The sequence below is a fragment of the Amycolatopsis vastitatis genome, from assembly GCF_002234595.1.
Taxonomy (GTDB): domain Bacteria; phylum Actinomycetota; class Actinomycetes; order Mycobacteriales; family Pseudonocardiaceae; genus Amycolatopsis; species Amycolatopsis vastitatis.
On sequence record NZ_NMUL01000017.1, the window covers coordinates 15,187 to 28,311 of the forward strand.

At 68.5% G+C, this 13,125-nt stretch carries 10 protein-coding genes; 1 reads left to right on the forward strand and 9 read right to left on the reverse strand.

Going from position 1 to position 13,125, the window contains the following annotated elements:
* Window positions 1-55: 55 nt before the first annotated feature.
* From fusA to CF165_RS19885, 7 genes are all read right to left on the reverse strand, one after another.
* On the reverse strand, window positions 56-2,155 hold the full coding sequence (gene fusA / locus CF165_RS19855; RefSeq protein ID WP_093949035.1) for an elongation factor G: 2,100 nt from the start codon (window positions 2,153-2,155) through the stop codon (window positions 56-58).
* A 63-nt stretch (window positions 2,156-2,218) separates the two neighbouring features.
* Window positions 2,219-2,689 carry a 30S ribosomal protein S7 gene (gene rpsG / locus CF165_RS19860; protein ID WP_003102106.1) on the reverse strand — a complete coding sequence of 157 codons (471 nt, stop codon included), beginning with the start codon at window positions 2,687-2,689 and terminating at the stop codon, window positions 2,219-2,221.
* Window positions 2,689-3,063, reverse strand: a complete 375-nt coding sequence (rpsL, locus tag CF165_RS19865) for a 30S ribosomal protein S12 (protein WP_003102113.1) — start codon at window positions 3,061-3,063, stop codon at window positions 2,689-2,691. The genes rpsG and rpsL overlap by 1 nt, the downstream gene beginning before the upstream one ends.
* A 478-nt stretch (window positions 3,064-3,541) precedes the next feature.
* Window positions 3,542-3,697: a hypothetical protein gene (locus CF165_RS19870; RefSeq protein ID WP_093949036.1), complete on the reverse strand. Its 156-nt coding sequence runs from the start codon at window positions 3,695-3,697 to the stop codon at window positions 3,542-3,544.
* Between the two features lie 98 nt (window positions 3,698-3,795).
* Complete coding sequence (locus CF165_RS19875) at window positions 3,796-4,056, reverse strand: hypothetical protein (RefSeq protein ID WP_093949037.1); 261 nt, start codon at window positions 4,054-4,056, stop codon at window positions 3,796-3,798.
* A gap of 37 nt (window positions 4,057-4,093) precedes the next feature.
* Window positions 4,094-4,735, reverse strand: coding sequence for a zinc ribbon domain-containing protein (locus tag CF165_RS19880; RefSeq protein ID WP_240521671.1), 642 nt, complete (start codon window positions 4,733-4,735; stop codon window positions 4,094-4,096).
* 95 nt (window positions 4,736-4,830) lie between these two features.
* Window positions 4,831-6,012 carry an MFS transporter gene (locus CF165_RS19885; RefSeq protein ID WP_093949042.1) on the reverse strand — a complete coding sequence of 394 codons (1,182 nt, stop codon included), beginning with the start codon at window positions 6,010-6,012 and terminating at the stop codon, window positions 4,831-4,833.
* 95 nt (window positions 6,013-6,107) lie between these two features.
* Here CF165_RS19885 and CF165_RS19890 point away from each other — a divergent pair, with 95 nt between their 5' ends.
* On the forward strand, window positions 6,108-6,608 hold the full coding sequence (locus tag CF165_RS19890) for an Lrp/AsnC family transcriptional regulator (protein ID WP_093949039.1): 501 nt from the start codon (window positions 6,108-6,110) through the stop codon (window positions 6,606-6,608).
* A 70-nt stretch (window positions 6,609-6,678) separates the two neighbouring features.
* Here CF165_RS19890 and CF165_RS19895 read toward each other — a convergent pair whose 3' ends face one another.
* Both CF165_RS19895 and rpoB read right to left on the reverse strand, forming a co-directional pair.
* The gene (locus tag CF165_RS19895; protein WP_093949040.1) at window positions 6,679-10,590 is read right to left on the reverse strand and encodes a DNA-directed RNA polymerase subunit beta'; all 3,912 of its coding nucleotides are present in this window, start codon (window positions 10,588-10,590) and stop codon (window positions 6,679-6,681) included.
* An 87-nt stretch (window positions 10,591-10,677) separates the two neighbouring features.
* A partial coding sequence (rpoB, locus tag CF165_RS19900) for a DNA-directed RNA polymerase subunit beta (RefSeq protein WP_093949041.1) occupies window positions 10,678-13,125 on the reverse strand: 2,448 nt, incomplete at its 5' end.

Consider the following 13,125-nt stretch of genomic DNA (forward strand, 5'->3'; position numbering starts at 1 on the left):
GTCGGTGCTGCGGACGTTCAGGAGAGTCCCTTAATGCCCGCGAGCGCTGGGGGAGTTACTCCCCCGTCGCCTTCGCGATGATTTCCTTCGCGACGTTCGCGGGAACCTCGGCGTAGGAGTCGAACAACATGGAGTAGTTCGCCCGGCCCTGGGTGCGGGACCGCAGGTCGCCGACGTAGCCGAACATCTCCGACAGCGGGACCAGCGCCTTCACGACGCGGATGCCCGCACGCTCCTCCATGGCCTGGATCTGACCACGGCGGGAGTTGAGGTCACCGATGACGTCACCCATGTAGTCCTCGGGCGTGGTCACCTCGACCGCCATCATCGGCTCCAGGATCACCGGGCCGGCCTTCTTCGCGGCTTCCTTCATCGCCATGGAACCGGCGATCTTGAACGCCATCTCCGAAGAGTCGACCTCGTGGTAAGCACCGTCCAACAGGGTGAACTTCAACCCGACGAGCGGGTAGCCGGCCAGGACGCCGTACTGCATCGCGTCCTGCGCGCCCGCGTCCACCGACGGGATGTACTCCCGCGGCACGCGACCACCGGTCACCTTGTTGTCGAACTCGTAGAGCGCGCCGTCGGTGCGCTCGAGCGGCTCCAGCTTCACGATGACCTTCGCGAACTGGCCGGAACCACCGGTCTGCTTCTTGTGGACGTAGTCGAGCTTCTCGACCGTCTTCTTGATCGTCTCACGGTAGGCGACCTGCGGCTTGCCGATGTTCGCCTCGACCTTGTAGTCGGACTTCATCCGGTTCACCAGCACCTCGAGGTGCAGCTCGCCCATGCCCGCGATGATCGTCTGGCCGGTGTCCTCGTCCAGCTTGACCTGGAACGTCGGGTCCTCTTCGGCCAGCTTCTGGATCGCCAGGGACAGCTTCTCCTGGTCGGCCTTCGTCTTCGGTTCGATCGCGACCCGGATGACCGGCTCGGGGAACGTCATCGACTCCAGCACGATCGGGTTCTGCGGGTCCGCCAGGGTGTCACCCGTGGTGGTGTCCTTCAGCCCGATGACCGCGTAGATGTGGCCGACCTGGGCGTCGTCGACCGGGTTCTCCTTGTTGGAGTGCATCTGGAAGATCTTCCCGATGCGCTCCTTGCGCTCCTTGGTCGCGTTGATGACCTGCGCGCCGGCGGCGACCTTGCCCGAGTACACCCGGATGTAGGTCAGCTTGCCGAAGAACGGGTGCGCGGCGATCTTGAACGCGAGCGCGGCGAACGGCTCGTCGACCGACGCCTTGCGGGAAGCCACGGTCTCGCCGTCGGGCAGCAGGCCCTCGACGGCCGGGACGTCCAGCGGGGTCGGCAGGTAGTCGATGACCGCGTCGAGCATGGGCTGCACGCCCTTGTTCTTGAACGCGGAACCGGCCAGCACCGGGAAGACCTGGCTGGTGATGGTGAGCTTCCGGATGCCGGCCTTGATCTCGGCTTCCGTCAGCTCCTCACCCTCGAGGAACTTCTCCATCAGCGCGTCGTCCGCCTCGGCGACGGTCTCGACGAGCTTCTCGCGGTACTCCGCGGCCTTCTCGGCCAGGTCGGCCGGGATGTCCTCGATCGAGTAGTCCTCGCCCTTCTGGACCTCGCCGCGCCAGGTCAGCGCCTTCATGCGGACCAGGTCGACAACGCCTTCGAAGTCGTTCTCGGCGCCGATCGGGAGCTGGATGACCAGCGGGCGGACGCCGAGGCGGTCCACGATGGTCTTCACGGTGTAGTAGAAGTCCGCGCCCAGCTTGTCCATCTTGTTGACGAAGCAGATGCGCGGGACGTCGTACTTGTCCGCCTGCCGCCAGACCTGCTCGGACTGCGGCTCGACGCCCTCCTTGCCGTCGAAGACGGCGACCGCACCGTCGAGCACCCGCAGGTTGCGCTCCACCTCGACGGTGAAGTCGACGTGCCCGGGGGTGTCGATGATGTTGATCTGGTGGTCGTCCCAGAAGGTGGTGGTGGCAGCCGAGGTGATGGTGATACCCCGCTTCTGCTCCTCCTCCATCCAGTCCATGGTGGCGGCGCCGTCGTGGACTTCACCGATCTTGTAGTTGACCCCGGTGTAGAACAGGATCCGCTCGGTGGTGGTCGTCTTGCCGGCGTCGATGTGGGCCATGATGCCGATGTTGCGGACCTTGTTCAGGTCGGTCAGCACTTCACGTGCCACGAGAGTGTTCCCCTGTTCTCAAGCTTGGGGCCCGGCATGGCTTGGTCGACAGCCGGGCAGTCATCACCAGCGGTAGTGCGCGAAGGCCCGGTTGGACTCGGCCATCTTGTGCGTGTCCTCGCGACGCTTCACCGAGGCACCGAGGCCGTTCGACGCGTCGAGGAGCTCGTTCTGCAGGCGCTCGATCATCGTCTTCTCGCGGCGGGCCTGCGAGAAGGAGACCAGCCAGCGCAGCGCCAGGGTGGTGGAGCGACCCGGCTTGACCTCGATCGGCACCTGGTAGGTGGCGCCACCGACGCGGCGGCTCTTCACCTCGATGGTGGGCTTCACGTTGTCGAGAGCGCGCTTCAGCGTGACGACCGGGTCGGTGCCCGTCTTCTCGCGAGCGCCTTCGAGCGCGCCGTACACGATGCGCTCGGCCAGGGACCGCTTCCCGTCCTTCAGCACCTTGTTCACCAGCTGGGTGACCAGCGGGGAGGCGTAGACGGGGTCGGAGATCAGCGGCCGCTTCGGGGCCGGACCCTTGCGGGGCATTAGCTCTTCTCCTTCTTCGCGCCGTACCGGCTGCGCGCCTGCTTGCGGTTCTTGACACCCTGCGTGTCGAGCGAACCGCGGATGATCTTGTAACGGACACCCGGAAGGTCCTTCACACGACCACCACGCACGAGCACCATCGAGTGCTCCTGCAGGTTGTGGCCCTCACCGGGGATGTAGGCGGTGACCTCGATGCCGCTGGTCAGCTTCACACGCGCGACCTTGCGAAGCGCCGAGTTCGGCTTCTTGGGGGTGGTGGTGTACACGCGGGTGCACACGCCGCGCCGCTGCGGGCTCCCCTTGAGGGCCGCGGTCTTCTGCTTGGCAGCCTTGTCCTGGCGGCCCTTGCGGACCAGCTGCTGGATCGTGGGCAATGGACCAGCTTCCTGTCGTGATCTGCTTCTTCGTGTCTTCACCGGCCCCCGCGGTCGGGCGTGTCGGCCCGCGTCACGGTCTGACGACCGGTAACTTCCCGGAGGGATTTCCGTCGGAACCCCGACCTGCCGAAGCCGGTGGCCGGGTGCCTGAGCACCCCGCCCATGCGCACGGCACGCGGAGCGGCCCGACGCATGCCGGGCACGGTCTCCAAAGATACCCGCCCGGGTCCGGAGGGAACGCGGCGGGGGGTCTGTAGGTCGGCGAACCTCAAGCCTACCTTTCAACACCGCGGCACCGCCGGATGTTCCGGCCCGCGGACCGGTTACCCCGGCCCGCCGCCGCCCACGCCCGGAAAGCACGACAGGGACGGGTTTTCCGTCGTCGGACGAGGTGGACGAGTCGTTCACGAGGCGCCCGGCGGAGCCGCACCGCCGCATCGGGACAGCACGGCTCCGCCGGCGCACACCGGTGAACTCAGTCTTCGTCCTGCTTCGCGTGGTCCGGTTTTCCGGGGTTGGGGTCCCGGGACAGGTCGATGAGCGGGTGCACGCCGGCTCCCTCGGGGGCCGCGTGGCTCCCCGTCGACTTCGGTTCTTCGTCGGGCCGTCCGGCCCCTTCGGTGCTGGTCATCACACACTCCTAGCGCGTCGTCCCGCTTCCCCTTGCGCCGAAACCTACCCGTTACCCGGTCGGGTGACGCAGTGGGACCGGATCGACCGTTCCGTGGGTCACGCTCTTGTCGAGGACTCACGGTGAGTGCCGGGTCGACGACGGCGCGTCGTGAGGTGGGTCAACCACGCCGACAGCGCGAACACGAGGCCGAGGCCGACCACGTACGGCCCGGCGATGAGGGCGAACCCGGCGCCGATGTTGGCGTCGGGCCGGTCGGACGTCGCCTGGAAGCCGATCGAGCCCGCCGACAGCAGGACCGCACCCGCCGTGACCAGCACGACGGCCACCACCGTGAGGCGCTTCGTGACGGGCATCATGGCCCCATGGTGCCCGGGGCGGGCCGTTCCCGCCGGTTCAGAGCTTCGCGCCGCAGTCCGAGCAGAACATCGCGCCCGGCTTGTTGCTTTCGCTCCCGCAGCCGCCGCAGCCGACCTTCAGGGCCAGCGACGTGCCGCACGACGAACAGAACTTGCCGCCGTCGGTCTTGAGGCCGCAGCCCGGGCAGGTGACCTTGGCGCGGGTGTCGATGTCGAGGTCGGACGTCCAGTCCTTCTCGCGGGCCTTGTCCCAGATCTGGTCGCGCTGGGCCGACGCCTGGGCCCGTGAGATCTCCTCCGCGACGCTCGGGGAGCACCGCAGGCACTGGCCGATCTCCTCGTTCCAGCACTGGTCCTGGCACATCCAGTCGCCGCAGCCGCGGCACTGGCGGAAGCTCGGCGTGATCTCCTTGACTGCCGCGGCCAGGGCGCGGTCCTTGGCCGGCGAGTTCGTCGCGCGGTCGTAGCGCCACTGGTCGGCCGAGTTGCTGATGTCCCGCAGCGTCCCGCCGAAGAACGAGCCGACGGCGCGAAGCACGCTTCGCCCGGTCTCGACGTTGTCGCGCTGGAAGGCGGAGCGATAGCCGTTGCCGCAGCGTTCACACCGGAACTCGAACTGGTACCCCTGTGTGTTCGAGAGGTCCGAGAAGTTGTCCGTGAAGGGCACAGAGTCAGCCACGGCCCATCTTCGCCACCCTTCGGCGACCTCGGCGAGGAGAGATTTGCCGACAACGACCCCGCTACTTTCCGTCGACCGGGAAAGATCACCGGCTGTCACGACCGGCGGGGAACCAGCAACGCCAGTGGGAGCAGGGCCAGTACCCCGCCGACGACCGCGACGAGCGCGTACCCGCCGCCGGCGAACAGCTGCCCCGAACCCAGCGCCGCCAGCGCGGAGGCCGACCAGACGACCGCGTCGACCGTGCCCTGGACCCGGCTGCGCGTCTCGGGCGCCAGGTCGCGGCTCAGCTGCGAACTCCCGCCGACGAAGACCAGGTTCCAGCCGTACCCCAGCAGGAACAAGGCCACCGGCAGGCCCGAGGTGTGCGCCGCCGGCGCCGCGAGCGCGGTCGCCGCCGACACCGCCAGGACGCCGAGTCCCGCGTTGACCGTGACGCGGGGACCCCAGCGGTCGGCGATCCGCCCGGACAGCGGGGCGAGCGCGAACATGCCGAACAGGTGCGCGCCCAGCACCCAGCCGACGACATCGAGACCGTGCCCGTGGTCCCGCAGCTGCACCGGCGTCATCGTCATCACCGCGACCATCGTGAGCTGCGCGGCGACCATCGCGACCAGCGGCCGCACGACGGTGCCCGGCCACGCCGGTCCCCCGGTCCTCACGGCGGCGGGTTCCCGCGGCGGCGGGACGTGCCGCGGCAGGAACACCGTCGCCGCCAGCGCCGCTCCCGCCGTGGCCAGGACCGAGACCGCGACCGGGCCCGACAGCGAAGGCCACCCGAAGCCGGACGCCACGTGCGCCGCCGGGGCCATCAGCGCGGGTCCGGCGAGCGCGCCGGCCGTCCCGGCCCAGACGACGTTCGAGAGCGCCCGGCCCCGGCGTTCGTCCGGGTACAGGTCGGCAGCCAGGTAGCGCGACAGCTGCGCACCGCCGTTGCCGAGGCCCACGAGCAGGATGCCCGCCAGCAGCGGCAGCACCGACGTCGTCAGCGCGGCCGCGAACGCGACCAGTGCCCCGATCGCCGCGACGCTGTAACCCCCGGCCAGCACGCGACGGCGGCCGTAACCCGGCAGCAGCAGGCCGGCGCCGAGCGCCCCGGCGGCCGTCCCGAGCACGCTCGCGACGCTGGGCAGGCCGCTCCAGCCGGGGCCGCTGCCCGCGGCCACGATCAGCGTGGCCGCGGTGCTCAGGCCGACCGTGGCCGTGTTGAGCAACGCGACACCGGCGAACAACGCCCCCATGGACCGGGCACGACCGGTCACCGTCAGAGTCCCCATGACCAGCAACTTTAGGAATTCCGCGCGGCCGTTCGAAGGGCCCGCGAACGGAATTTCGGTCGCCCGGCCCCCGCTTCGGAAGGAAGATGGGCCCCATGACCTTCCGTTCGGAAAAGCCCCTGGATGAGGTCGACTGGCGGCTGCTCGACCTGCTGCAGGCCGACGGGAGGCTCTCGTTCAAGGAGCTCGGCCGGAGGATCAACCTGTCGGCGCCCTCGGTGGCCGACCGGGTGCGGCGGCTGGAGGAGACCGGCGTGATCACCGGCTACCGCGCGCAGGTCGACGCGCGGCGGGCGGGCCAGCCACTGCAGGCGTTCGTCGAGATGCGGTGCGCGCTGAGCAGCTGCCTGCTGAAGACGTCGAAGGCCGAGGACTACCCGGAAGTCGTGGAGATCCACCGCCTCAGCGGCGACCACTGCACCATGCTGAAGATCCGGGCGGCCTCGCTCGAGCACTTCGAAGGCCTGTTGGAACGCCTGGGAAAACACGGCGAGCTGCGGTCCTCGGTGGTCCTGTCGACGCAGTTCGAAGGACGGCCGGTGCAGCCACCCTCGGACGACTTCCTCCGGGCGACAAAGCCCGAAGGGTGGTCCTGACCGCAACCGCCGCAACGGGAAAGGCCCCCGCCGGAAACCCGGCAGGGGCCTTTCTCGTGGTTCGGCTTCGTCAGCGGAAGTCGCGGCCGAAGTCGTAGTCGTCCAGCGGAACCGCGGCACCGGTGCCCGTACCGAACACGTCCGGGGTGTAGTAGCCGTCGTCGTAGGACGGGATCGCGTAAGCGGCGACCCGCGCCTCCTCGGTCGGCTGCACCTGGATGTTGCGGTACTTGTTGATGCCCGTACCGGCCGGGATCAGCTTACCGATGATCACGTTCTCCTTGAGGCCCACGAGCCGGTCCGAGCGGCCGTTGATGGCCGCGTCGGTCAGGACGCGCGTGGTCTCCTGGAACGACGCCGCCGACAGCCACGAGTCCGTGGTGAGCGACGCCTTCGTGATGCCCATCAGCACCGGACGGCCCGAAGCCGGCTCGCCGCCCTCGGCGACCGCGGCCCGGTTCGTCGCCTCGAACTTGGTCCGCTCGGGCAGCTCGCCCGGGAGGAAGTCCGTGGCACCGGAGTCGATGATCGTCACCCGGCGCAGCATCTGCCGGACGATGACCTCGATGTGCTTGTCGTGGATCGACACACCCTGCGCCCGGTACACCTTCTGGACCTCGTCCGTCAGGTGCATCTGCGCCTCGCGCGGCCCCATGACCCGCAGGACCTCGTGCGGGTCCGGCGTGCCTTCCAGGAGCTGCTGGCCGACGTTGACGTGGTCGCCGTCGCCCAGCGGGCCGTTCGGGGTGTTCGCGAGCCGCTGACGCTTGGACAGCTTGTCGAAGACGATCTCTTCGCTGCCGTCGTCCGGGATCAGCGTGATCTTCCAGAACCGCTCGCTCTCCTCGATGCGCACGCGGCCATCGACGTCGGCGATCGGCGCCTTGCCCTTCGGGACCCGGGCCTCGAACAGCTCCTGGACACGCGGCAGACCGGTCGTGATGTCGTCACCGGCCACACCACCCTGGTGGAACGTACGCATCGTCAGCTGCGTACCCGGCTCACCGATCGACTGGGCCGCGACGATACCCACGGCCTCGCCGACGTCGACGAGCAGACCGGTCGCCATCGAGCGGCCGTAGCAGGTCGCGCAGATGCCGACGACCGACTCGCAGGTCAGCACCGAGCGGACCTTGACCTTCGAGATGCCGCTGGAGAGCAGCTTGTCGATGGCCGGGTCGCCGATGTCGTCGCCCGCGTTCAGCACGACGTTGCCCTTGGCGTCCACCGCGTCCGTCGCGAGGTTCCGCGCGTACACCGACGTCTCGACGTGCTGGTCGCGCAGGACCTTGCCGTCGCCGATGTCCTCGCCGATCGGCATCATGATGCCGCGGGTGGTGCCGCAGTCGACCTCGCGGACGATGACGTCCTGCGAGACGTCCACCAGACGCCGGGTCAGGTAACCCGAGTCGGCGGTCCGCAGCGCCGTGTCCGCCAGGCCCTTCCGGGCACCGTGCGTCGCGATGAAGTACTCCGCCACCGACAGGCCCTCACGGAAGTTGGCCTTGATCGGACGCGGGATGTACTCACCCTTCGGGTTCGACACCAGGCCACGCATCCCGGCCAGCGACCGGACCTGCGTCATGTTGCCCGCCGCGCCCGACTTCACGATCACGGCGATCGGGTTGTCGTCCGGCAGCGCCGTCTCCATGATCTTGTGGACCTCTTCGGTGGCCTGCGTCCACACCTTGACGAGCTCGTTGTTGCGCTCGGTGTGCGACAGCTGACCACGCTGGTAGCGCTTCTCCACCTGGGAGGCCTTGCCCTCGTACTCGTCGAGGATGGCCGCCTTGCCCACCGGGGTGAGCACGTCCGAGATGGCGATGGTGACGCCCGACCGGGTCGCCCAGTAGAAGCCGGCGTCCTTGAGCCGGTCCAGGGTCTGCGCGACCTGGGTCATCGAGTACCGCTCGGCGAGGTCGTTCACGATCGCGGCCTGCCGCTTCTTCGGCATCGGCTCGTTGATGAACGGGTAGTCCGCCGGCAGCAGCTCGTTGAACAGCACGCGGCCCAGGGTCGTCTCGGCCAGCCACGCCTTGCCCGGTTCCCAGCCCTTCTCCGCGAGCTTCGCCTCGTCGGCCTTCGCCGGCTGACGGTCGGTGATGCGGATCTTGGCCGGGGCGTGCAGGCTCAGCGCCTTGCGGTCGTAGGCCATGATGGCCTCGGCCGTCGACGAGTACGCGTTGCCCGCGCCCTCGGCGTCCTCGGTGAGGCGGGTCAGGTGGAACAGGCCCGTCACCATGTCCAGCCGCGGCATGGCGAGCGGACGGCCCGACGCCGGCGACAGGATGTTGTTCGCCGACAGCATCAGGATCCGGGCCTCGGCCTGCGCCTCGGCCGACAGCGGCAGGTGCACCGCCATCTGGTCACCGTCGAAGTCCGCGTTGAACGCCTCGCAGACCAGCGGGTGCAGCTGGATGGCCTTGCCCTCGACCAGCTGCGGCTCGAAGGCCTGGATGCCGAGGCGGTGCAGCGTCGGCGCGCGGTTCAGCATCACCGGGTGGCCGGTGATGACCTCTTCCAGCACGTCCCACACCTGCGGCCGCGAGCGCTCCACCATCCGCTTGGCGGACTTGATGTTCTGCGCGTGGTTCAGGTCGACCAGCCGCTTCATGACGAACGGCTTGAACAGCTCGAGCGCCATGTCCTTCGGCAGGCCGCACTGGTGCAGCTTCAGCTGCGGGCCGACGATGATGACCGAACGGCCCGAGTAGTCGACGCGCTTGCCGAGCAGGTTCTGGCGGAACCGGCCCTGCTTGCCCTTGAGGAGGTCGGACAGCGACTTCAGCGGCCGGTTGCCCGGGCCGGTGACCGGACGCCCGCGGCGGCCGTTGTCGAACAGCGCGTCGACGGCCTCCTGCAGCATCCGCTTCTCGTTGTTGACGATGATCTCGGGCGCGCCGAGGTCGATCAGCCGCTTGAGGCGGTTGTTCCGGTTGATGACCCGGCGGTACAGGTCGTTCAGGTCCGACGTCGCGAACCGGCCACCGTCGAGCTGCACCATCGGGCGCAGGTCCGGCGGGATGACCGGGACGGCGTCGAGCACCATGCCGCGCGGGTCATTGCCGGTGGCCTGGAACGCCGCGACGACCTTGAGCCGCTTCAGCGCGCGGAGCTTCTTCTGCCCCTTGCCGTTGCGGATGGTGTCGCGCAGGTTGTCGGCCTCGGCGCTGACGTCGAACTCGGTGGCCAGCTTCTGGATGGCCTCCGCGCCCATGCCGCCGGTGAAGTACTCGCCGTAGCGGTCGACCAGCTCGCGGTAGAGCAGCTCGTCGGCGATCAGCTGGCGGGTGTCGAGCTTCGTGAAGGTCGTCCAGACCTCCTCGAGGCGGTCCAGCTCGCGACCGGCGCGGTCACGCAGCTGGCGCATCTCGCGCTCGCCGCCCTCCTTGACCTTGCGGCGGACGTCGGACTTGGCGCCCTCCGCCTCCAGCTCGGCCAGGTCGGCTTCCAGCTTCTGCGCGCGAGCCTCGATGTCCGCGTCACGCTTGGTCTCGAGGTTCTTGCGCTCGACGCCGATCTCGTTCTCGAGGGTCGGCAGGTCGTTGTGGCGCAGCTCCGTGTTCACGCCCGTGATGACGTAAGCAGCGAAGTAGATGATCTTCTCGAGGTCCTTCGGCGCCAGGTCCAGCAGGTAGCCGAGGCGCGAGGGAACACCCTTGAAGTACCAGATGTGGGTGACCGGGGCGGCCAGCTCGATGTGGCCCATCCGCTCGCGGCGCACCTTGGCGCGGGTCACCTCGACGCCGCAGCGCTCACAGATGATGCCCTTGAAGCGGACACGCTTGTACTTGCCGCAGTAGCACTCCCAGTCCCGGGTCGGACCGAAGATCTTCTCGCAGAAGAGGCCGTCCTTCTCGGGCTTGAGCGTCCGGTAGTTGATGGTCTCCGGCTTCTTGACCTCGCCGTACGACCACTGACGGATGTCGTCGGCCGTGGCGAGACCAATGCGGAGCTCATCGAAAAAGTTGACGTCCAGCACGTCTAGATCCCCTTGGGGTTGTTTCGGCTAGAGAGGGGGGCGGGCGAGCTGGGCCCTGCGGGAGGCCGGGCCCAGCTCAGCTCGCGATCAGTGCACGACGTCGTCCACCGAGGGCGACTCGTTGCGGGACAGGTTGATGCCGAGGTTCGCCGCGGCGCGCTCGAGGTCCTCGTCGTCGGAGTCGCGCATCTCGATCGCCGCGCCGTCGCTGGAGAGCACCTCGACGTTGAGGCACAGCGACTGGAGCTCCTTGAGGAGCACCTTGAACGACTCCGGGATGCCCGGCTCGGGGATGTTCTCCCCCTTGACGATGGCCTCGTACACCTTGACGCGGCCGACCACGTCGTCCGACTTGATCGTCAGCAGCTCCTGCAGCGTGTAGGCAGCGCCGTACGCCTGCATCGCCCAGCACTCCATCTCACCGAAGCGCTGGCCACCGAACTGCGCCTTACCACCCAGCGGCTGCTGCGTGATCATCGAGTACGGGCCGGTGGAGCGGGCGTGGATCTTGTCGTCGACCAGGTGGTGCAGCTTCAGGATGTACATGTAGCCGACCGCGACCGGGTACGGGTACGGCTCGCCGGAGCGGCCGTCCAGCAGGGTCGCCTTGCCGTTCTCCTTGACCATGCGCTCACCGTCGCGGTTCGGCTTGGTCGCGCTGAGCAGCCCGGTGAGCTCCTCTTCCTTCGCGCCGTCGAACACCGGGGTCGCGGTGTTCGTGCCGGGCGCGACGTCGTAGAGCTCCTCGGACAGGTTCTTCGCCCAGTCCGGGTTGCCCTCGATCGTCCAGCCCTGCGACGCCAGCCAGCCCAGGTGCAGCTCGAGGATCTGGCCGATGTTCATCCGTCGCGGCACACCGTGGGTGTTCAGGATGATGTCGACGGGCGTGCCGTCCTCCATGAACGGCATGTCCTCGACCGGCAGGATCTTGCCGATGACACCCTTGTTCCCGTGCCGGCCGGCGAGCTTGTCGCCCGGCTGGATCTTGCGCTTCTGGGCCACGTAGACGCGGACCAGCTCGTTGACGCCCGGGGGCAGCTCGTCGTCGTCCTCGCGCGAGAACACGCGGATGCCGATGACCTTGCCGGTCTCGCCGTGCGGCACCTTCAGCGAGGTGTCGCGGACTTCGCGGGCCTTCTCGCCGAAGATCGCGCGGAGCAGGCGCTCCTCCGGGGTCAGCTCGGTCTCGCCCTTCGGCGTGACCTTGCCGACCAGGATGTCGCCGTCGCGGACCTCGGCACCGATGCGGATGATGCCGCGCTCGTCGAGGTCGGCCAGGACCTCCTCGGAGACGTTCGGGATGTCCCGGGTGATCTCCTCGGCGCCCAGCTTCGTGTCGCGGGCGTCGATCTCGTGCTCCTCGATGTGGATCGACGTCAAGACGTCGTCCTGCACCAGGCGCTCGGAGAGGATGATCGCGTCCTCGTAGTTGTGGCCCTCCCACGGCATGACCGCGACGAGCAGGTTCTTGCCGAGCGCCATCTCACCGTTCTCGGTGGACGGGCCGTCGGCGATGACCTGGCCCTGCTCGACCCGGTCGCCCTCGTTCACGATCGGGCGGTGGTTGAAGCAGGTCCCGTGGTTGGAGCGGCGGAACTTGTACAGTCCGTAGCTCTTCCGGGTGCCGTCGTCGTGCATGATCGTGATCAGGTCCGCCGAGAGCTCCTCGACGATGCCGGCCTGCTCGGCGACGAGCACGTCACCGGCGTCGACCGCGGCGCGCAGCTCCACACCCGTGCCCACGTACGGGGCCTGGTTGCGCAGCAGCGGCACGGCCTGGCGCTGCATGTTCGCACCCATCAGGGCGCGGTTCGCGTCGTCGTGCTCGAGGAACGGGATCATCGCCGTCGCGACCGAGACCATCTGCCGCGGCGAGACGTCCATGTAGTCGATGTCGAGCGGGTCGATCAGCTCGACCTCGCCACCCTTGCGGCGGGCCATGACCCGGTCTTCGACGAAGGTGCCGTCGTCCGAGATCGGCGCGTTGGCCTGGGCCTTGACGTACCGGTCCTCTTCGTCCGCGGTCAGGTAGTCGACCTGGTCGGTGACCCGGCCCTCGACGACCTTGCGGTACGGCGTCTCGATGAAGCCGAACGGGTTGACCCGCGCGTAGGAGCAGAGCGAGCCGATCAGGCCGATGTTCGGGCCTTCCGGCGTCTCGATCGGGCACATCCGGCCGTAGTGCGACGGGTGGACGTCCCGGACCTCCATGCCGGCGCGCTCACGGGACAGACCACCCGGGCCGAGGGCCGACAGACGCCGCTTGTGCGTCAGGCCCGACAGCGGGTTGTTCTGGTCCATGAACTGCGACAGCTGCGAGGTGCCGAAGAACTCCTTGATCGCCGCGCCGATCGGGCGGATGTTGATCAGGGTCTGCGGCGTGATCGCCTCGACGTCCTGCGTGGTCATGCGCTCGCGCACGACCCGCTCGGTGCGGGACAGGCCGACCCGGATCTGGTTCTGGATCAGCTCGCCGACCGTGCGCAGGCGCCGGTTGCCGAAGTGGTCGATGTCGTCGGTCTCGACCGGGATCTC